This window comes from Parvibaculum sp. (genome assembly GCF_039973015.1).
Classification (GTDB): domain Bacteria; phylum Pseudomonadota; class Alphaproteobacteria; order Parvibaculales; family Parvibaculaceae; genus Parvibaculum.
Window position 1 is genome coordinate 211,228 of the sequence record NZ_JBDWLT010000002.1, and the last position, 18,338, is coordinate 229,565.

Annotated in this window: 20 protein-coding genes; 6 read left to right on the top strand and 14 right to left on the bottom strand. The window is 61.3% G+C overall.

The genetic code is table 11. The features are described 5' to 3' along the window. Nucleotides 1-3: 3 nt before the first annotated feature. From ABJO61_RS01245 to ABJO61_RS01280, 8 genes are all read right to left on the bottom strand, one after another. On the bottom strand, nucleotides 4-1,197 hold the full coding sequence (locus ABJO61_RS01245) for a hypothetical protein (protein WP_348324688.1): 1,194 nt from the start codon (nucleotides 1,195-1,197) through the stop codon (nucleotides 4-6). Nucleotides 1,198-1,314: 117 nt separating this feature from the next. Next, a complete protein-coding gene (locus tag ABJO61_RS01250) occupies nucleotides 1,315-2,145 on the bottom strand; it encodes an outer membrane lipoprotein-sorting protein (protein WP_348324690.1) in 831 nt (276 codons plus the stop codon). Nucleotides 2,146-2,229: 84 nt separating this feature from the next. Next, nucleotides 2,230-3,285 (bottom strand): radical SAM/SPASM domain-containing protein, encoded by a 1,056-nt coding sequence (locus ABJO61_RS01255; protein WP_348324692.1) that lies wholly within the window; start codon nucleotides 3,283-3,285, stop codon nucleotides 2,230-2,232. Between the two features lie 74 nt (nucleotides 3,286-3,359). Next, nucleotides 3,360-4,205 carry a TauD/TfdA family dioxygenase gene (locus ABJO61_RS01260; RefSeq protein ID WP_348324694.1) on the bottom strand — a complete coding sequence of 282 codons (846 nt, stop codon included), beginning with the start codon at nucleotides 4,203-4,205 and terminating at the stop codon, nucleotides 3,360-3,362. A 23-nt stretch (nucleotides 4,206-4,228) separates the two neighbouring features. Next, nucleotides 4,229-4,837: a glutathione S-transferase family protein gene (locus ABJO61_RS01265; RefSeq protein ID WP_348324696.1), complete on the bottom strand. Its 609-nt coding sequence runs from the start codon at nucleotides 4,835-4,837 to the stop codon at nucleotides 4,229-4,231. A 76-nt stretch (nucleotides 4,838-4,913) separates the two neighbouring features. Next, nucleotides 4,914-5,600 (bottom strand): VOC family protein, encoded by a 687-nt coding sequence (locus ABJO61_RS01270; protein ID WP_348324698.1) that lies wholly within the window; start codon nucleotides 5,598-5,600, stop codon nucleotides 4,914-4,916. Nucleotides 5,601-5,617: 17 nt separating this feature from the next. Beyond that, a complete protein-coding gene (locus ABJO61_RS01275) occupies nucleotides 5,618-6,760 on the bottom strand; it encodes a thiolase (RefSeq protein ID WP_348324700.1) in 1,143 nt (380 codons plus the stop codon). A gap of 5 nt (nucleotides 6,761-6,765) precedes the next feature. Continuing rightward, nucleotides 6,766-7,179 (bottom strand): OB-fold domain-containing protein, encoded by a 414-nt coding sequence (locus ABJO61_RS01280; RefSeq protein WP_348324702.1) that lies wholly within the window; start codon nucleotides 7,177-7,179, stop codon nucleotides 6,766-6,768. A 152-nt stretch (nucleotides 7,180-7,331) separates the two neighbouring features. Between ABJO61_RS01280 and ABJO61_RS01285 the strand changes: the two genes are divergently transcribed. Next, complete coding sequence (locus ABJO61_RS01285; protein ID WP_348324704.1) at nucleotides 7,332-7,727, top strand: hypothetical protein; 396 nt, start codon at nucleotides 7,332-7,334, stop codon at nucleotides 7,725-7,727. 9 nt (nucleotides 7,728-7,736) lie between these two features. Here ABJO61_RS01285 and ABJO61_RS01290 read toward each other — a convergent pair whose 3' ends face one another. Beyond that, on the bottom strand, nucleotides 7,737-8,408 hold the full coding sequence (locus tag ABJO61_RS01290) for a nitroreductase (RefSeq protein ID WP_348324706.1): 672 nt from the start codon (nucleotides 8,406-8,408) through the stop codon (nucleotides 7,737-7,739). Nucleotides 8,409-8,587: 179 nt separating this feature from the next. Here ABJO61_RS01290 and ABJO61_RS01295 point away from each other — a divergent pair, with 179 nt between their 5' ends. Beyond that, on the top strand, nucleotides 8,588-10,363 hold the full coding sequence (locus tag ABJO61_RS01295) for an arylsulfatase (RefSeq protein ID WP_348324708.1): 1,776 nt from the start codon (nucleotides 8,588-8,590) through the stop codon (nucleotides 10,361-10,363). On the opposite strand, the gene ABJO61_RS01300 is transcribed toward ABJO61_RS01295, so the two are convergent. Beyond that, nucleotides 10,360-11,595: an acyl-CoA dehydrogenase family protein gene (locus ABJO61_RS01300; protein WP_348324710.1), complete on the bottom strand. Its 1,236-nt coding sequence runs from the start codon at nucleotides 11,593-11,595 to the stop codon at nucleotides 10,360-10,362. The two genes, ABJO61_RS01295 and ABJO61_RS01300, sit on opposite strands and share 4 nt — an antisense overlap. Before the next feature lie 152 nt (nucleotides 11,596-11,747). Between ABJO61_RS01300 and ABJO61_RS01305 the strand changes: the two genes are divergently transcribed. After that, the gene (locus ABJO61_RS01305) at nucleotides 11,748-12,533 is read left to right on the top strand and encodes a glutathione S-transferase (RefSeq protein WP_348324711.1); all 786 of its coding nucleotides are present in this window, start codon (nucleotides 11,748-11,750) and stop codon (nucleotides 12,531-12,533) included. 96 nt (nucleotides 12,534-12,629) lie between these two features. Further along, the gene (locus ABJO61_RS01310; protein WP_348324712.1) at nucleotides 12,630-13,979 is read left to right on the top strand and encodes an MFS transporter; all 1,350 of its coding nucleotides are present in this window, start codon (nucleotides 12,630-12,632) and stop codon (nucleotides 13,977-13,979) included. On the opposite strand, the gene ABJO61_RS01315 is transcribed toward ABJO61_RS01310, so the two are convergent. The 4 genes from ABJO61_RS01315 to ABJO61_RS01330 are packed head-to-tail and all read right to left on the bottom strand — an operon-like array spanning nucleotide 13,976 to nucleotide 17,197. Continuing rightward, the gene (locus ABJO61_RS01315) at nucleotides 13,976-14,179 is read right to left on the bottom strand and encodes a hypothetical protein (protein ID WP_348324714.1); all 204 of its coding nucleotides are present in this window, start codon (nucleotides 14,177-14,179) and stop codon (nucleotides 13,976-13,978) included. The two genes, ABJO61_RS01310 and ABJO61_RS01315, sit on opposite strands and share 4 nt — an antisense overlap. Next, complete coding sequence (locus tag ABJO61_RS01320) at nucleotides 14,176-15,174, bottom strand: alpha/beta hydrolase (protein WP_348324716.1); 999 nt, start codon at nucleotides 15,172-15,174, stop codon at nucleotides 14,176-14,178. The genes ABJO61_RS01315 and ABJO61_RS01320 overlap by 4 nt, the downstream gene beginning before the upstream one ends. A 60-nt stretch (nucleotides 15,175-15,234) precedes the next feature. Continuing rightward, a complete protein-coding gene (locus ABJO61_RS01325) occupies nucleotides 15,235-15,717 on the bottom strand; it encodes a response regulator (protein WP_348324718.1) in 483 nt (160 codons plus the stop codon). A gap of 1 nt (nucleotide 15,718) precedes the next feature. Then, a complete protein-coding gene (locus tag ABJO61_RS01330; RefSeq protein ID WP_348324720.1) occupies nucleotides 15,719-17,197 on the bottom strand; it encodes a CHASE3 domain-containing protein in 1,479 nt (492 codons plus the stop codon). A gap of 240 nt (nucleotides 17,198-17,437) precedes the next feature. Here ABJO61_RS01330 and ykgO point away from each other — a divergent pair, with 240 nt between their 5' ends. Continuing rightward, nucleotides 17,438-17,563 (top strand): type B 50S ribosomal protein L36, encoded by a 126-nt coding sequence (ykgO, locus tag ABJO61_RS01335; RefSeq protein WP_293334849.1) that lies wholly within the window; start codon nucleotides 17,438-17,440, stop codon nucleotides 17,561-17,563. Nucleotides 17,564-17,654: 91 nt separating this feature from the next. Next, entirely contained in the window at nucleotides 17,655-18,263 is a 609-nt protein-coding gene (locus ABJO61_RS01340; protein ID WP_348324722.1) for an HAD family phosphatase, read from the top strand. Nucleotides 18,264-18,338 lie beyond the last annotated feature (75 nt).

Below are 18,338 nucleotides of genomic sequence, written 5' to 3' on the forward strand. Positions count from 1 at the left end.
AAGTCAGAAGAAGCGGGCGATCCTGATCTGCACGTAGTCGTCGTCGGCGATGCTGTAGACAAGATCCTGTGGCGGTACATTTCCGAAGAAATAGGCTTCGGCGGAAAGGCGGTAGTCGTCGCCCAGCCGCCTTTCGCCGCGGAAACGCAGGCCAGTTGCGCCGGTTTCGGTGTCGACAACGATGCCGCCCAGCATGCTTGTCGTGGCGATGTCGTTTGCCGCCCAGCGGAGTGCGAGGAAGGCGTCGTCCTGATAGGCGTTGCGCTGGTTCTGGCCTCTCGTGTCATAGGCGTATTCGGCGACAAGGCCGAGATCGCCCTCGCTGCCAAAGGCACCGTAGAAAGTGTATTCGATGCCGCCGGTAACGGCGGCATAATCGTCATTCAGCTCGTGCCGCCCATATCCTTCAAGCTTGTAGAGCCAGGCGCCCTTGGTCGCCTGCAAGTCGATGGAAACCTGTTTCATCTGTGGGTAGAAGGGTGCGAGAACGAGCTTGCCTGCGCCGTTGAAGGCGGGCTGCAGGATCGGGTCGCGGGTTGTTCCCTGAAAATAGCCCAGACCGATATCAAAAACGTCCAACGCGTTGCTGTAGCGAAAAGCGAAGTCCGGATGCCATTCTTCCGCCCCGCTTTCATAGCGGGTGAGGCTCCTGTCGACAGGGATGTCCGTCGCGGGCCGGCCTTCCTCGCCCGGATAAGTACGTTCGCGGAAATAAGGCAGGAAGAATGCGTCGAATGTGCCGAAGGATTGCAGCGTCCGGATGCGGACCATCGGCTGACCGAGCTTCACTTCCTGTTTGACCGGGTCCTCGATGAGGTCGGTCTGGTTGACGGTATCGACCAGATGGACTGCTTCCGTGACGCCCCAGAACACCTTGTCGGCACCGATACGGAACTCCCAGTCGCCGGCGTAAAGCGCATAGCGCGCTTCGCGAATATCCCAGTGACTACGTTCGCTGTCTCTCTGGTCGAGCCGGGCAAAGGGCGTGAAGACGAAGGACTGGTCGTCATCGTCCCAGAGATATTCGGCCGTGACCTCGCCCGCAATCGAGAGGGTCGTGTCCTTCTGCGAGCGGCTTGAGGGGCTTTCGGTGAAGAGGCGGAGTTCCGGCGCAATATATCCGCGCAGCTCCAGATCCCCCGCCTGTGCGCATAACGGCAGGAACCCCGCGCAAAGCGCGAGGGCCGAACCCTTCATTTTCGCTGTTACCGACGCCACCCGATACGCCCCCGAAATGCAACCGAAGCAACCAGTATGCGCCACCGGCCTTAACCGCAGGCAAACGCGCCGGCGGCAATTCCAGGCGAAATCTCCTCAACGTGCCCGTTCGAGGCTGGCCGTGGAGAAATCATTTTCGGTGAGGCCGGTGCCGAATTCGTATTCCTTCCAGACGAGCCTGGTCTTCTTGCCGTTTTCGTGGTTCACCATTTCGAGTTCGCCCGGACGCCAGATGCGGCCCAGATACATGGCGTAGCCGTCGAAGGCGAGCGTCTTCAGGAGCGCGCCCTTGCGATCGTAATAGTCGGTCTTGCGCATGAGATAATCGGTGGTATCGATCCAGACGATCTGTTTCGTATAGCCAGACCCCTCATAAGCGGGTACGCGCTCGACGACATGGCAAGTCAGCGCACCGCAAGGTTCGTCCTTCAACCAGCTATACGTGTACTTGCCGACTTCCTGCGCGGCGAGATCCTCGAAGGCGAATTCACTGCCGACAAAAGGCCCGGCCTTGTTGGAAGACGAAATGCGCTTTACGCGTTTGACCGCGGGCAGATAGAGCCATTGATCGTCCGGCTTGCCGACATGGGCATGGGTGAGGAGGGCGGTGCCCTGAATGTCACGCGGTTTGTCGAACGTCATCAGGCTCCAGTCGCCTTCATTCGCTTCGGTCACTTCCAGCATCATGAGATGCAGTTCGCGCTCGCTCGTGTCGCCGGCAGCATTGGTGAGGATCATTCTCATATCGGCCTTGGCATCGCCCCAGCCGCTGTCGCGCCGGTCCATTTCCTCGACAATGGCAAGGCCGCGCGCTGCCGCGTCGCTTTCCGGTGGCAGCGATATGTCCGCCGCTACCGGCAGGTGCATCAGCGCGAGCAGCGCCAGGGCACCGGGAAGTACGAATGATTTTCTGGCAAGTCCGGTCACGTTTCCCCCTCCGTTCCGATTCAGGAGGGGATGATGCCTGCCCGATTTCCTCGTTCCAAGGGGAAATCCGGGTTTTGCAGAGTGTTAACCAACATCGGCGAGGGAAAGCCGTCTCTCCCGCACCGCGCGTATCACCGGCCCCAGCATTTCTTCGTGGAAACGGTCGCAGCCGATGCAAAGGTTCGCGTAAGGCTCGCCTTTGGGCGTTGTGGTGTGCGATGCGGCGCTGAAAGCCTCTTCGCCCCATCCCATGCTCTCGCCCATATGCAGCGGATCGCCTGCGTTCAGAGCTTCGAAGACCGGGTGACCCTTCAGGCTTTCAAGAATGCCGACCAGAGATTCTTCGGTAAGATTGCCAAGCGGCAGCTTCGTTTTCAGGCAGCAGGGAAAGACGTCGCCGTTCGGCTCAATGGCGACTTCCGATCCAGCGAAGCCGTGGTTCAGAAAATTTCTGGCACCCGACCAGCGCGAGCAGAAATTCGTCTCCATCGTTGCGGTGGAAAGGCCGTTCTCCCAGGCGCGGCCGCGCGGCCAGAGTTCGGCAATCCATTTTCCGGGCTGCGCGCCAAAAAAAACATAGAAGGGGCCGTCCTCGGTCAGGTGGTCCCGGCCGCTCGCCGGATCAGGAGCTTCCTCGAAGCCCGCTGCCTTGAACATGGATGTGAGTTTTTCCACGAAGGCGATGCGCTTCTCGCCCTCCATGCCGACGTGATAGTCGTCGAGGCTCGCCACCGCGATCATCCAGACGCCGCGTTCGCGCAGCTCGTGCAGAATTTCCGGTGTCACCACGTCGCCGGTCGTCTGCAGGCTGATGCGGGCACCGCCGTGCCCATACTTCTCCTGAACTGCGTCCATCGCCGGATAGAGAAGCGTCTCGCGTACAGGGTCGATCAGCAGTTCACCGCCCGCCATGATGATGCGGCCTGTGCGTTTCGAGGGGCTGCCATCCGTTTTCGGATGCGCGGGATCGAGATAGCTCATGCTGTCGGGCAGGTTCGCGATGATACGCCGATGATTATCGATGCCCTCGCCGATGACGGCCTTCAACTCGTCCCTGACATAAGGGCGAAAGCGCGTATCGTAGCAATGCTTGCACTTGCGGTGGCAGGCATAGGTGAGGACGTAGTAGATGGATTCCATCGCTCGCTCCGCTTTCTTGTTCGGGGAGCTTAGCGGAGACAGCTTGCCGGGTCCGATCACATCTGCGCGAGAGGTCAGTGAGGCCGGTCGCCATCCACCGTTACACGTTCCATGTGGCGGCGATGTCCGTGATAGTCGTTCAGGGCAAAGTGCTGCGCGGCCCGGTTATCCCAGAAGGCGATGGCATTCTTCGACCAGCGGAAGCGGCAGGTGAATGGTTCCTGCGTGCAGTGTTCAAAGAGAAAGTTGAGGAGAGGGCGGCTTTCGCGCCGCGTCATGCCGACGAATTTTTCGGTGAAAGCCGGGTTCACATAGAGAGCCTTGCGCCCTGTCTCGGGATGGGTGCGCACGACGGGATGCTCGAAAACGGGCGTATCGTCGTTTGCGGTTGCGACCTGCATCGAGGAGCGTTTCTGTGCCGAGGCACCGCGCTCGCTATATTCGCCCTTTGCAGTGTGCAGAGCTTTCAGGCCCTCCAGCATCTTTTTCATGCCATCGGACAGCGTCTCATAGGCGAGATACTGATTTGCCCAGAGCGTGTCGCCGCCATAGGGTGGCACTTCTTTGGCGTAAAGGATGGAGCCGAGCGCGGGCTCTTCCAGGAATGACATGTCGGAATGCCAGCCACCGCCAAAATTGATGCGGTCTTCCGGTTCCTTCACGATCTGCATGATTTCGGGATGCCCCTCCATACCCTTCACGTAAGGGTGAATATTGAGCGTCCCGAAGCGCCGGCCGAAGGCCTTGTGCTGCTCATGCGTGATGTGCTGATCGCGAAAGAAAATCACAACATGGTCGAGGAAGGCCTGATGAATATCGTCGAAGATTTCGTTGGATAGCTCCTTCGACAGATCGACGCCCTCGATCTCCGCTCCGAGAGCGCCGGAGATCGGCTTCACATCGATGGTCTTGTAGCTCATGCGAGGCCTCCCTCTTGCGATGTTTATGCGGTCGCCTTCTTGAATGCCTCGCGGCTGGCGAGCTGGCCGAAATAGCTGCCCACATTCGGGTAGTCGTCCGTCAGCAGGCCGAACATTTTGCACAGCACAAGATCATAGCCGAGCATGATGTCGGCGGCCGTGAACTCCGTGCCACAGATGAAGTCCTTCCCCGCCAGCTCCTTGTCGAGAATACCGAGAATCTTCTTTGCGCTCTCGACGGCTTCCGCGGCGACCTGCGGGATGCGCTGGTCTTCCGGGCGAATGAAGGAGTGCTGCGCGATGTTGCCGAGCGGCACCATGAAGGTCGCTTCCGCAAAGTGGAACCACTGGAGATATTTTCCGTGTTCGGCTGTACCGGGTTTCGGTTCCAGGCGTCCCTTGCCGTGCTTCGCCATCAGATACTGGATGATAGCGCCCGACTCATTCAGAATCAGCCCGTCTTCGTCGATGGATGGCACTTTGCCGAGCGGGTGGATCGCCAGATATTTCTCTGACTGCAAATCCTCGGCGGCAAACTTCAGTGTCTGCAGCTCGTAAGAAATGCCGAGCTCTTCGCAAAGCCAGATGAGACGAAGCGAACGCGTGTTCGGTGCATGATAAATCTTGAGCATGTTTCCTCCCTGCGGGCCCCTTTTTCGGGGCCTCCATTTCTCAATGGCGGAAGTCTAGCGAAGGAAGAGGGCTCTGTCAGTCCAGTGCACCGACAAGGGAGGCCCGCTGGGACATTTCGATCCAGTTGCCGTCCGGGTCGCGGATGAAGGAGATGCGCGCCACCTTGCCGAGAGTGCGCGGCGCATGCCCTTGTGTGCCGCCACGGGCGAGGATTGCGGCGTGCTCTTCGTCGACATTGCGAATCTGGATCGTGATGTAACGCAGGCCTGCTCCTTCCATGACGGGATCGGGCCGAGCGTCATCGGCTTTTTCGACGAGAATGACGCTGTCCCCGCAGAGAAAGCTGTCGCCGCCCAGTTCCGGCACGTCCGGCAGGCCGAGGGAGACGGCATAGAAGCGCCGATGCGTATTCACATCCCGTACGCCGAGCCGGATGCCGATCCTTTCGATGCCGAAAGCGCCCGGTGGTACCAGAGTCACCTTGTTGCCGTCCGGGTCGGTCAGGCGTTTGGCGCCCAGCAACCCTTCGCGCGCGATCAGCAATTCGCGGTAGCCGGAAGGGGGCGCGGCGGGCAGGTCGTTTTTCGTATGGTTGATCTTCAGCACGGAGCCCATCAGGTCGTGGCGGTGCTGTTGCAATCCGCCGCCGAGCGGCAGCACATGGTCGAGCGGCAGGCCAATTTCGTTCTGCCAGAAGTCGAGCATGGGTTCGAGATGGCTGGTGAAGAGGCCGACATCGATGTGCGGTTTTGCGAGTTCCATATCGGCCTCTCCTTTGCTCAGGGCGCTTCGTTCGAGAAGACGATGGTGCCGGACGCGGCGAACATGCCCCCGACGCCATGCGCGATAGAGATTTTCGCTCCCGGCACTTGCGCAGGCGCGATGCCCCGCATCTGACGTACACTTTCCTGCAATGCATACATGCCGTACATGCCGGAATGCATATAAGAGAGGCCGCCACCATTGGTGTTGAGCGGGAGTTTTCCGCCTGGCCGCGTATGGCCCTCGCGGATGAAGGCGGCTGCTTCGCCGCGCTCGCAGAAGCCCAGATCCTCGAGCCCGTAAAGCGGCAGATGTGCGAAAGCGTCATAGATCATCAGATGATCGACATCCGAATGTTTGATGCCCGCCTCATCAAAGGCCTTCTTGCCGGAGACGCGGAAGGCCTTGGAGGTGGTGAAGTCTTCCATCTGGCTGATCATGGGCGTCTCGCAGCTTTCGCCCGTACCGAGGATATAGGCAGGCTTCTGCGGGAAGTCCTTTGCGCGCTCGGCGCTGGTGAGAATGAGTGCGCCGCCGCCATCGGTGACAAGGCAGCACATCAAGAGCCGGAAAGGCCAGGCGATCATCTTCGAATTGAGAACATCGTCGACTGTGATCGGATCGCGGAATGAAGCGCGCGGGTTCTTTGCCGCCCATTCGCGCTGGACAACCGCAACCTGCGCGAGGTCTTCCTCGTTCATGCCGACATCCTTCATGTAGCGAAGGACGGGGATCGTGAACATGGTCGGCGGATTGGTCACGCCGTAAGGTACCTCGAACTGGCCCATCTGGCTTGCCGGGTCGCGGGAGAAGCGCCGCGCGCCGACGCGCGAACGTCCCGATTCCGCGTGGGTGATGAGCACCGTGTTGCAGAGCCCTTCATTGATCGCGGCCGCCGCGTGGCGGACATGCAGCATGAAGGAACAGCCGCCCACGCTCGTCCCGTCCACCCATGTGGGTGTGATGCCGAGATAATGCGCGACCTCGACCGGGCTGTCGCCCGCCGTCGCCACGCCGTCGATATCCTTCGCGGTAAGCCCCGCATCCTTCATCGCGTTCAGGGCGGCGTCCGCATGCAGCATGATCTGCGACATGTTCGGAATCTTGCCCATCTCCGTCGTTTCGGCGGCGCCGACGACGGCTACTGTTTTCTGTTTCATCGCGGTTACCCTTTCGACGGCTTGAACTTCGGAAGGCTGATCTCGTCATTCGCCTTCTCGAAGGTCACTTCGAGGGCCATGTCGAGTTCAAGTGCTTCCGGTGTCTGCGGGCAGCCGACGATGTTCGTCATCATGCGCGGGCCTTCGGCCAGCGTCACGACGGCAATCGAATGCGGCTTGTCGCCGAAGTCGGGGCGCGGGCGGTGGTTGATCACGTAGGAATAGAGAGTTGCCTTGCCACTCGCCTTGTAGATTTCCACGTCGCGCGAGCCACAGGCGGGGCAAAAGGGGCGCGGCGGAAAATAGCTTTCCTTGCAGCTTGTGCAGCGCTGAAGTCTCAGTCCACCCTCGCGGCAGCCGTCCCAGAAATGCCGGGTTTCGGGCGTCGGCGCGGGCAGCGGGCGATTATATTCCGCCATGTCATGCTCCCTGATTTTTTGTCGTTTTCGAGTGCGGGGAGAATAGCCGGGGGGGCCCCTTTGGCAAACTCCCGGATTTCCGCGGTTTGGCGGCGTTGAATTAGGGCTATCCAGCCTCTATGTTTCGATTTGAGACAGTGAGCGAGGTTTCGATGTCTATGCGCATGTTCGTTCTGGCCGGGTTGTTTGCGGCGGGCCTTTCGGGCCCGGCGGTGGCCGATGGTGCGCGCTGGATTGACCCCTGGGCGCCTCACGACGCCTATCCCGAGCTAGCGGGTGGTCCGCGGGAAGCTGCTCCCGCCTATCGGCAGGGCAGCGTCGTCTGGATCGACCCCTTCGCGGACGAGCGCTGCGATTGCGAGAGGGAAAGTGCGGAGGTTGCCGGCTCCCTCGGCCTTGCGGGCTTCAATGGCGGTGTGGGCAATCGCCAGAGCGTCGTCGTGATCCAGAACGGCTTCTATTTCAATCGCTCTCTTCCGGCCGGTCAGGTCGCGATGACGGGCGCGCGTGCCGCACCGGTTCATTCGCTCGGTCATCCGCGCTTCTGATTTCCTCTTTCATTCGAATCCGTGAAATGTCGCGAAGCTGTCGAGCGGTTCGCGCTCGGCGACAAGCGTGTTCACGGCTTGTGTTTCGTCCGCATAGCCGAGCGACATGCCGCAGATGATATATTCATCTTCGGGGACATTCAGCACACGCCGCGTCACCGACCAGAAGTTGTTCCATGCTCCTTGCGAGCAGGTGTCGAGGCCGCGCGCCTTTGCCGCCAGCATGATCGACTGCATGAAGATGCCGATATCGAGGAAACTCATCGCGTCGAGATCCTTGTCGATCGTGAAGATGATGCCGACAGGCGCGTCGAAGAACTGGTAGTTCCGGCCCCATTGTTTCCAGTTCGCCGCCTGGTCCCCCTTCGGAATGCCGAGCAATCCATACATCGCCTTGCCGAGTGTGCGCATGCGCGTCGTGTAGGGCTCCTTGCGCTTCGAGGTCCGGGGAAACTCCGCGCCCTTGTCTTCAGGGTCCGTTTCGCGATGCGCCAGCACTTCTTCTTCAAGGCGGCGGCGCACGTCGCCTGCGACCACATGGACCTTCCAGGGCTGGATATTCGTGCCGGATGGCGAAAGCCGCGCGAGTTCGAGAATCTCCGTCACGAGGGCGAGGGGCACGGGATCGGGTTTGAAAGCGCGCACGGATTTACGCGCCTTCAGCGCTTCGTCGAGTTTCATTGGTAATCTCCGGAAAACCGATGTCGATGGCCGGATTGTTAGCAGGCGGGCCGCGCCCCGCAAGAAACATCTGCCGTCTTGATATAATTGCACTCATTATGCCATAAGGCTTTGCTCGCCCATGACCTGGAAAGCCGGGCGCCGATGCCAACGGCGTGGATGATGTTCAAGAGGAAAAGATGAAACTCGTGAAACCGCTGGCGTTAGCCGCCGCTCTCGTCATCCCTGCTTTCGGGGCCGTTCAGGCGCAGGAAACGCGCCCCAACATCGTGCTCATCCTCATCGACGATGTCGGCTTCAGCGATCTGGGCGCCTATGGCAGCGAGATTGCGACACCGAACATTGATGCGCTGGCGGCGCGCGGCGCTCTCTTCTCCAACTTTCATGCTTCTCCGATCTGCGCGCCGTCCCGCGCCATGCTGATGACGGGTGTCGACAGTCATCTGGCCGGGGTCGGCAACTTGCCGGAGTCCCTGCCCCTCGAGCATCGCGGGGAACCTGCCTATCTCGGGCATCTGGCCGACGACGTCGTCACGGTCGCGAGCCGTCTTCAGGCCGCAGGCTACCGCACCACGATGGCGGGCAAATGGCATCTCGGCCATGATGAGCCGGACATGCTGCCGCCCGCCCATGGCTTTGATCGCTCCTTCGCGCTCGATGCATCGGGTGCCGACAACTGGGAGAAGCGCTCCTACTTGCCGATCTATGATACGGCGCCCTGGTTCGAGGATGGCAAGCCAGCAGACCTCCCGGAAGATTTCTATTCGTCGAAATTCATTGTCGACAAGACAATCCAGTATCTCGACCAGGGCGAGGAGAGCGGCAAGCCGTTCTTCTCTTATCTCGCCTTTCAGGCGAACCATATTCCGCTGCAGGCGCCGCGAGAATTCGTCGACAAATATGTCGGCCGTTACGACAAAGGCTGGCACGAACTCCGCCAGTCGCGTTTTGAAGGCGTCCTCGGCAAGGGGCTCGTGCCGCAAGACACGGCGCTCGGGCCGATGCCGGAGGGCCTCAAGGAATGGGACAAGCTTTCCGATGACGAGAAGAAATCCTTCGCGATGAACATGGCCGTTCATGCGGGTATGCTTGAGGCGATGGACCATCATGTAGGCCGCTTTGTCGAGCATCTGAAGGAGACGGGCGAATACGACAACACGATCTTCCTCGTGCTCTCGGATAACGGGCCGGAGCCAAACGATCCCCTCGCGACGCCCGGCTTCGCTCAATGGCTCTGGTGGGTCGGCTACAGCCGCGATCTCGACAAGCTGGGCGAGAAAGGAACCTACGCCTTCATCGGTCCGGAATTTGCCAGTGCCAATGCGGCGCCGGGTTCCTTCTTCAAACTCTATGCGGGGGAGGGCGGTATCCGCGTACCCTTCATCGTGTCGGGCGAGGGCATTCCCGCGCTCGGCACCGTCAATGGCTTCAGCTTCATCACCGACATTGCGCCGACGATCCTCGGCATCGCCGGTGTTTCCGCGACCGATGAATTCGAAGGCAAGCGGGTGAAGGAGATGACGGGGCGCTCCCTTCTTCCCGTGCTGCGCGGCGAGAAAGCATCGCCCTATTCGGACGAGGACGCTGTCGGCATGGAAGCGGCGGGCAATGTCGCTCTCTTTCAAGGCGGCTACAAGCTTGTGCGCAACATGCCGCCCTATGGCGATGGTGAATATTACCTCTACGACGTCGCCGCCGATCCGGGAGAGACGGAAGATATGAAAGAGGCTGAGCCCGAACGCTTCGCTGCCATGATGGCGGCGTATCGCGACTATGCGGCCTCGGTCGGCGCGCTTGAGGTGCCGGCCGGTTACGAGCAGATGAAGCAGCTCACGGTCAATCGGCTGCATGACCGGCGAGGGCAGCTGATTGCCGCCGCACTCGTCGCGCTTGCCGTCCTTGCAGGTCTTGTCTGGCTCGCCGTTCTCGGTGTCCGGCGACTTGTCAGCCGTTAAAGGCCGAGCACGGCCTTCGCCATGATGTTGCGCTGGATTTCGTTTGTGCCCGCATAGATGGAGCCTGCGCGGTCATTGAGATATTTCGGTGTAACCGGCCATGAATAATCCGGTCCCACCGGTGTCTCGTTCGGCGTGGTGGCGGGCGCGTCCGGCACGGGGCCGCCCGGTGCCGTCGCCTGCGGTTGGAACGGCAGCGTGTAATGCGCGACGGCTTCAACCGCGAGCTCCGTCAGCCGCTGGCTCAGTTCGGTGCCGCGTGTCTTCAGCAACGATGATTCCGCGCCCGGCGCTTCACCATTGGACAAGGCCGACATAATCCGGTGCTCGGTATATTCCAGTGCCGTGATCTCGGCGGCCGCTTCCGCGAGTTTCCGCATAAAACTCTCGTCATCGAGCAGGCGGGCGCCGCCGTCGCCGGTTTCCGTCTGCGCGATATGGCGGATGCGGTCGAGCCGGGTGTGCAGTCCCGGCGCATAGGCGTGGCCACCACGCTCGAACTGCATGAGATATTTTGCAACCGTCCAGCCGTCGCCGATCCTGCCCACGGCATTTTTCTTGGGCACGCGCACATCGGTAAAGAAAATCTGGTTCTGGATATGCTCGCCGGAAAGCATGATCAGCGGCTCCACTTTCACACCGGCCGTGTCCATATCGATCAGGATGAAGGTGATGCCGCGCTGCGGAATATCCTCTCTCGATGTCCGCACGAGATTGAAGATGCGGTTTGCGTAGTTCGCATGCGTCGTCCAGATCTTCTGGCCGTTGCAGATGAAATCGTCTCCGTCTTCCTTCGCACTCATCTGAAGGCTCGCGAGGTCGGAGCCTGAGCCCGGTTCCGAATAACCCTGGCACCAGAAATCCTCGCCACTGAGAATGCGGGGCAGATAATACGCCTTCTGCTCTGGCGTCCCGTAGCCGATCAGTACCGGCCCGCACATGCCGAGCCCCATGGGCGAGAGGGGCGGGGCGCCTGATCCCGAAAGCTCGCTCGAAAAGATGTAGTGCTGGATCACGCTCCAGTCGCAGCCGCCATGCTCGACCGGCCAGGATGGCGCCACCCATCCCTTTTCGTGCAATGCCTTGTGCCAGGTCATGGTCGTTTCGTAATCGGCATAGACGCTTGTCATGCGCCGCGTCACAGCGCGCAGGTCCGGCGTCAGTTTTTCATCGAGAAAGCTTCTGACTTCGTCGCGAAAGGCGGCATCTGCCGCACTGAATGCGAGTTCCACGTTTTTCTCCCGGTATTCATTCAAATGCTTGTTAGAGGGAGTAAGCCGCCGCCGGGCCAGCCCTGTCAAATTGCTCGCTTTTCATGAGCTTTTCGTTAGGTCATTCTTGCTACACCGACAGCATAAAGGGCATCGGGCGCAGAGGGCGGATCATGAGCATGGACGGCGAGAGGCTCGAGCTGCATCAGTTCCCTTATTCGCACTACAATGAAAAAGTGAGATGGGCGCTCGACTTCAAAAGCGTCTCCCACAAGCGCATTTCCCATTTGCCGGGCCCGCATATGGCCGCCGTTCGCAAGCTGGCCGGTGTGTCCGAGACGCCGATACTCCGGGTGGGTGGGGTCGTGGTAGCCGGTTCGGCCGACATTATCGACGTCATCGAAGACCACTATCCCGAGCCGCCGCTTTATCCGGCCGATGCCGCGCAGCGCAAATCCGCGCTCGCTGCGCAGACCTTCTTCGATGAGGAGATCGCCCCTGCCGTTCGCCGGGCGCTCTTTGGAGAACTTCTGAAGGAACCCGCCTATCTCTGCCGCATGCTTGCGTCCGAAAAGACGCTATTCACACGGCTTTCCTATCGCGCCATGCAGCCTGCGATCCGTCAGGTCATGCGCCGCATGATGGAGATCGACGAGAACAGCGTCGCAATCGCGCGGCGCGCGATCAGGGCGGGTCTCGACCATGTTGCGGCAGAAGCGGGGCCGGAAGGCTATCTCGCCGGTGACCGTTTCACGGTGGCCGATCTAGCTGCCGCAGCGCTGCTCGCACCGGCCTGCAATCCCCCTCATCCCGACATGGAATTCCCCCAGCCGCGTCCGGCGCGCCTCGACGCCTGGCTCAACGAGTGGGCGGACCATCCGGGCACCGCCTGGGTCCGCTCCATCTATGCGAAGCACAGGCCGCAGCGCGTACTGCCGCTAAGGGCGCCGGCAGACTAGATTCGTCGAGGACCGGGCTGGAAAGCATCTCCTGTTTCACGTAAAGGAGAGGCAGTCTCCGCGAGAGAGGCGGTTTCCGGGAAAGCTTTTCATTTCATGCCCGCAGACGAAGAAACAAGCACAGCGGCAAACGCTGCGCCGGTGCAGGCTCCGCCGCCCGCACCGGAGGATTCTCCGCGCCGGACAACGCCGCAAGAGCGTAAGCGCGCCTTTCTCATTCTTTTCGTCTGTCTTCTGTCCGTCGGCATGGGCCAGACGCTCGTCTTCGCCGTCCTGCCGCCCATCGCTGCCGATCTCGGCATGAGCGAATTCGAAACGACGATGATTTTCTCGCTTTCGGCCGCGCTCTGGGTGCTCACCAGCACTTTCTGGGGCCGCCGTAGCGATGTGATGGGCCGCAAGCCCGTCATCCTGATCGGTGTTTTCGGTTTTGCGATTTCGACCTCGCTGGTCGGCATCGTGCTGCTGGCGGGCTATCAGCATTGGATTTCGCTGGCGTTGATGTTTCCGCTCGTCATGGGTGCGCGCGCGATCTTCGGCATGTTCGGTTCGGGGTCCATGCCCGCCTCGCAGGCCTATGTTGCCGACCGCACGACGCGGGCGGAGCGCGCGGGCTCGATCGCGCAGATCGGCGCCGCTTTCGGTCTGGGAACGGTGGTGGGGCCGGGCGTTGCTGCTGCCTTTGCGGAAATCCACATTCTTGCGCCGTTCTTTGCCGTGGGGCTGATTGCCTTTGTCAGCGCCATTGCGATCTGGATATTGCTGCCCGAGCGTACGCGGCCCAAGAAACTTCTCAGCGAAAAGCAGGAGCAGCGCGCCGCGCTTAACTGGCGCGCTCCCAATGTACTGCCCTGGCTCGTCATCGGCGTGGTGCTGAGCCTCAGCCAGTCGATCATGATGCAGCTTTTCGCCTTCTATCTGATGGCGGAGCTTGGCATGCAGGGCTCGGAGGCGACCCAGCTCGTCAGCGTCGGCATGATGGCGATGGCGATGGCGACGCTCGTCGCACAGCTCGGTCTCATCCAGCGCTTCGATCTTTCGGTGCAGTTCCTGCTGCGCTGGGGGGCGATCACCATGATCCTTTCCTTCGCCATGCTGGTTTTTGGCGGCTCGTACGGTGTGCTCGTCTCGGCGCTGGCGCTGGCGGGCCTCGGTTTCGGCTTCCTGCGCTCAGGCCTTTCGGCGGGTGCCTCGCTTTCCGTCTCGCTCAAGGATCAGGGCGCGGTGGCAGGCCTTATCGGCTCCACGGCGGCGACAGGCCACATCCTCAATCCGGCGATCGGCATTCCGCTGTTCTACGTCCTGCACTCCGCTCCGTTCATCCTCGGGATTGTGCTCATGGTGATGATCCTTGCCTTTGCCTATTTCCATCCGGTGCTGAAGACGTTGCGCGGAACGGATGCCAGCATGGCCGATGAAGACGAGGAAGAGATCGGCCTGCACTAGTAGCGGCCGGTATGTCCGCCCATCAGGTTCACGATGTGGACCAGCATGACGACGGCAACGACGAGCGATAGAAAAATGAGCGGCGTTGTCGGCAGGAAGCGTATGCGGCCGGGCTCTGCCGGGCGTCTTTCAAGCCAGACAAGCAATCCCGCCGCCGCGAGGCTCGCGGCCAGCACCGCGAGCGTCGTTGCCATCGTCATCCCAGCGCGCCCTCTGCGCGCCATTGCGCCATCACGGCGCCGACCGCCGTCGCGAAGGCGTGCGGCTGGTCGAGCATGATGTGGTGCTGGGCGCCGGGCACGGTGAAGACCGGCTTTTCCGGCGCAAGCTCACGCAGGAAGTCGACTTTCTCCGGTTCGTAGTCCTTGCTTGCGAGGCCGAACATGATTGCGCCCCGGCAGGCGAGGTCGCGATAGATTTCCGCGTGATCGTTGCCCATGGCGAGCCCGTTGAAGATCGTCGGGTCGAATTTCCAGGTCCAGCCGGTTTCCTCGAAGGTGCGTTTGCCGCGGGTTTCGCCCTTGGTCACGGCGCGCAGGCTCAAGGGGCCGATATAGTCGAGAATGAAGCCGTTTGCGCAATCCTGCGGCGGGGCGAGGCGGAAGCGGCCCTTGGCCTCTTCGTAGTCCGTGTAAATGCGGGTGGGCTTGCGCGGTTCGGGATTGTCGAGAAACCATTCGCGCCGTTCGCCCGGCCTGGGAATGGTGTAGTCGCACAGGATGAGGCCGCCGAGCTTGCCGCCATATTGATGCGCCGCCATCAGCGACACGAAGGCGCCGAAGGAATGGCCGACGATGACGGGCTTCGGGCCGAGGCCTGCCGCAAGCGCCACTTCGCCGATCTCACGGGCAAATGTGTCGCGCGAATAGTCCATGCGCCAGTCGCTGTCGCCCATGCCGCCGAGGTCCATCGAGGCGATGTTGTAATGCGCGCTGAGGAGCGGTGCGATGAAGTGGAACCAGTGCGCGTGCGCACCATTGCCATGCACGAAGAGAAGACCGGGACGGTTCTTGTCCCCGTTTCCCCAATAGAGATAGTGAATGCTTGTTCCGTCCACGGTCAGGCGCCGGCTTTCATGCGGTGCGGCAATCGCTTCGCGAAACCAGAGCGGCTGGTGGCGGGTCACGTCTTCGGCTGGAAGCGCTTCAGGCGTTTCCCGGGGCCGCACGGGTGCGGCATTGCAGGTCGTGTTCATCGGATTGACTTTCGGGCGGTGCCGGTTCGTTTGGATATTCGGTTTTGATGGGGCGTCTGCTCAGGCATCCGGCAGCAGCGCGCGGAAAAGCGCGCGCTTGGATGTCGGCTTGCCGAGGCGCGGGATCGATGCGGCGGCGCCGGTAAAGAGCCGCGCATCGTCGGCATAGGCCGTGGCGAAGACAACGCGCACGCCGCGCTGCTGAAGTTCCACCGCAAAGTCGATCGAGTATTCGCCGTTCAGGTTCACGTCGATGACGGCCATGTCGACTTCTTCGTCTGCTGCAAGCTCTCGCGCGTCGGCGAGCGAGGATGCGGGGCCGAGGATTTTCGCGCCGGCCGTTTCGAGAATTTGCGCAAGCTCGATGCCGACGAAGAATTCGTCCTCGACGACGATCACCTTGCGTCCCGAAAGCGGCAGCTCGCCGCGCGGTGCGCCTTGAGCGTCTTCTCCCTGGCCCTCGCCGCCATTCGTGCCGGCAAGCCGCCAGACAGGAGCCATGCTGAAAATACGCCTGCCGATTACGGAATCGAGAAAGGACATTCTACCCCCGGTCCTCAGGCATCTTCTCGCCTTCCATGATCTGCAATTTCGGCAGCAGAATGTGGATCGAGGTTCCGCCGGATTCGTTCTTCCACTTCTTGATCTCTCCGCCATATTGCCGCGAGAGATTTTCGATGATCATCGAGCCGAGGCCGGACCGGCGAGCCGGTGCATTTTCCGGTTCGTCGATGCCCGCGCCGTCGTCCTGGACGGACATCACAGGCACCCCGTCGTCGTTGATCGCGAAGGACACCGAGATCGTGCCGTCGGGAAGCCCTTCAAATGCGTGTTTGATGGCATTTGATACTAGTTCACCCAGCACCACCGCAAGCGTTGTCGCATCGCGAGCGGAAACGATGAGCGGGGCGAAGCTGCTTGAAATGGTGATTGTACTGCTTTCGAGCGCCGCATCCGCGAGGTCGGAGACCACGGCTTCGAGCAGACTGTCGGCCCGTGTCGATTGCAGGTCGTCGCCGAGCCGCAGGCGGCGCTGCGCCGTGCTGATCGTCTGGATGCGTCCGCGCGCCGTTTCGAGCGCCGCGCGCGCGCCGTCATCTTCGAGTTTCGCCTGCTGCATCCGCAGCAGCGAAGAAACCATGGCGAGATTGTTGCCGACGCGATGGGTCACCTCGCGCAGCAGCAGTTCCACGCGGCCGCGCTCATATTCCGCGCGGCCCGCCTCCGATTCCGCCATCTCGCGCGCAATTTCGAGTTCGTGCGTGCGCTCACGGACGCGCGCTTCCAGCTCCTCATTGAGGAGGGCGAGCTGATCTCTGCGGTTCGCAATGCTCCTGAATTCGCGAAGCGTCGTTCTGAACGCGAGAAGGGCGAGCAGGAGCGCGGCCGCAATCGCGCCGATGAGCGAGAGCGAGAGCAGTTTGTAGGAGTTCGCCGCAGCTTCCTGACGGCCGACGAGAATCTTCGCCTCCTCGCGGAGCGCCCGCTCGACGATGTCGCGGCCCTCGGCCATCAGCGTGTGGCCGCGGTCACTGCCGACCTCCGCAATGGCTTCATCGAAACTGCCCGCTCCGGCTTGTGAGATGGTGCGATCGAGAATTTCGATCCGCTTCTCGGCGACGTCGCGAAGAGCCTTTACGCGCTGATGTTGCGACGGCCTGTCGCCAACATCCCGTTCAAGCAGCGTGAGCTTGCGTTCGATGGCCATCCGGGCCGAATAGTAGGGATCGAGATATTTCGGGTCCCGCGTCAGCAGGAAGCCGCGCTGACCTGTCTCCATATCCTGGATCAGGCTGAAAGTAGTGTGAAACTCCACGCGTATGGCGATTGTCTGGGCGACGGCGTCGGCGGTTTGCTGGGCGCGGGAGGCCAGAACGAGCGAGGCGGCGGCGGCGGCACATAGCAGAAGGAGGGCGAGCGTCAGCAGCCAGGCATTGATCCGGCGTGTGGTTGCGATATTGGCCCGGGCGGCCCTCAAAAGGTGCCTGAACCCGGATAATGTCGGCAGTCGGCTGCGCAGCATGGTCCTTGGAGACAATCCCAGACTCGAAATCCGATCATATGGAAGAAAACCCCCTATACCGGATAAGGAACGTCTTGTCCTCATGCAGAGCGGAAATCGGGGCAACCGGGGCTTTGCGGTTGACAGAAACAGGGCTGCCGCATAGGTTCCGCGCCAACATTCAAGGGCGTTCCGGCATCGGGCCGGAGGCGGGGCGCAGTCATTGCGCCGACCCGCGGGAGCCCGAGCCGAGGTTGAGCCATGAAGATTCGTAACTCATTGAGGTCGCTGCGGAACCGCCATCGGGACAACCGTCTCGTGCGCCGCAAGGGCCGTGTCTACGTCATCAACAAGACGAACCGCCGCTTCAAGGCCCGCCAGGGCTGATTGCGGCCGCGCCCTGTGGCGTGCGTCAGCATTATGAAATTTGGCTGCTGCCTCCGGGCAGCAGCCTTTTTTGTATTCGATCGGGGGAATCATGAGTGTGATTGAGGCTGTCGTCTTCGATATCGGCAATGTGCTGGTCGAATGGAACCCGCGCCACCTCTACCGCAAGGTTTTCGCCGACGAGGCCCGGATGGAAGCCTTCCTCGCCGATATCTGCACGATGGAATGGCATGTCGAGCATGACCGGGGTGTTTCCTTTAAAAGCAATGCCGCCCCCCTCAAGGAGCGGCATCCCGAGCATGCGGAGCTGATCGATCTCTGGGGAGACCGCCAGCTCGAAATGAATGCCGGGCCGGTTCCCGGCACTGCGGCGCTTCTCAGCAAGCTCAAGCAGCGGGGCGTCCCCGTCCACGGCCTCACCAATATGCCGTCGCCCGTCTTTCCCGCACTTTGCGAGCGGTTCCCCGAGCTTTGCCTGCTCGAAAAGGTCGTGGTCTCGGGCGATGAGGGTGTCATCAAGCCGGACCCTCGCATTTTCGAAATTCTGATCGAACGGGCTGCTCTCGACCCGCGGGCGACGCTTTACATTGACGATTCGCAGCGCAACGTGGAGGCAGCGGCGGCGCTCGGCTTCCGATCCCATCATTTCAGGGATGCGGACGGGCTCGCCCTCGACCTCGTCCGCCTCGGTCTCGCATAAGTTTATCGGGCGCGGATTTGCGTTCGTCCCCGCTCCCGGGGCTAATATGCCTTCAGCCATCCGTGCGGGATGGAC

What these genes read in the sequence shown, in the direction of transcription:
- ABJO61_RS01330 (WP_348324720.1), bottom strand. Translation starts at nt 17,197, where the DNA reads ATGCTGCGCAGCCGACTGCCGACATTATCCGGGTTCAGGCACCTTTTG.
- ABJO61_RS01265 (WP_348324696.1), bottom strand. Translation starts at nt 4,837, where the DNA reads ATGCTCAAGATTTATCATGCACCGAACACGCGTTCGCTTCGTCTCATC.
- ABJO61_RS01280 (WP_348324702.1), bottom strand. Translation starts at nt 7,179, where the DNA reads ATGGCGGAATATAATCGCCCGCTGCCCGCGCCGACGCCCGAAACCCGG.
- ABJO61_RS01285 (WP_348324704.1), top strand. Translation starts at nt 7,332, where the DNA reads ATGTCTATGCGCATGTTCGTTCTGGCCGGGTTGTTTGCGGCGGGCCTT.
- ABJO61_RS01270 (WP_348324698.1), bottom strand. Translation starts at nt 5,600, where the DNA reads ATGGAACTCGCAAAACCGCACATCGATGTCGGCCTCTTCACCAGCCAT.
- ABJO61_RS01255 (WP_348324692.1), bottom strand. Translation starts at nt 3,285, where the DNA reads ATGGAATCCATCTACTACGTCCTCACCTATGCCTGCCACCGCAAGTGC.
- ABJO61_RS01310 (WP_348324712.1), top strand. Translation starts at nt 12,630, where the DNA reads ATGCCCGCAGACGAAGAAACAAGCACAGCGGCAAACGCTGCGCCGGTG.
- ABJO61_RS01325 (WP_348324718.1), bottom strand. Translation starts at nt 15,717, where the DNA reads ATGTCCTTTCTCGATTCCGTAATCGGCAGGCGTATTTTCAGCATGGCT.
- ABJO61_RS01275 (WP_348324700.1), bottom strand. Translation starts at nt 6,760, where the DNA reads ATGAAACAGAAAACAGTAGCCGTCGTCGGCGCCGCCGAAACGACGGAG.
- ABJO61_RS01260 (WP_348324694.1), bottom strand. Translation starts at nt 4,205, where the DNA reads ATGAGCTACAAGACCATCGATGTGAAGCCGATCTCCGGCGCTCTCGGA.
- ABJO61_RS01290 (WP_348324706.1), bottom strand. Translation starts at nt 8,408, where the DNA reads ATGAAACTCGACGAAGCGCTGAAGGCGCGTAAATCCGTGCGCGCTTTC.
- ABJO61_RS01315 (WP_348324714.1), bottom strand. Translation starts at nt 14,179, where the DNA reads ATGACGATGGCAACGACGCTCGCGGTGCTGGCCGCGAGCCTCGCGGCG.
- ABJO61_RS01245 (WP_348324688.1), bottom strand. Translation starts at nt 1,197, where the DNA reads ATGAAGGGTTCGGCCCTCGCGCTTTGCGCGGGGTTCCTGCCGTTATGC.
- ykgO (WP_293334849.1), top strand. Translation starts at nt 17,438, where the DNA reads ATGAAGATTCGTAACTCATTGAGGTCGCTGCGGAACCGCCATCGGGAC.
- ABJO61_RS01340 (WP_348324722.1), top strand. Translation starts at nt 17,655, where the DNA reads ATGAGTGTGATTGAGGCTGTCGTCTTCGATATCGGCAATGTGCTGGTC.
- ABJO61_RS01320 (WP_348324716.1), bottom strand. Translation starts at nt 15,174, where the DNA reads ATGAACACGACCTGCAATGCCGCACCCGTGCGGCCCCGGGAAACGCCT.
- ABJO61_RS01295 (WP_348324708.1), top strand. Translation starts at nt 8,588, where the DNA reads ATGAAACTCGTGAAACCGCTGGCGTTAGCCGCCGCTCTCGTCATCCCT.
- ABJO61_RS01305 (WP_348324711.1), top strand. Translation starts at nt 11,748, where the DNA reads ATGAGCATGGACGGCGAGAGGCTCGAGCTGCATCAGTTCCCTTATTCG.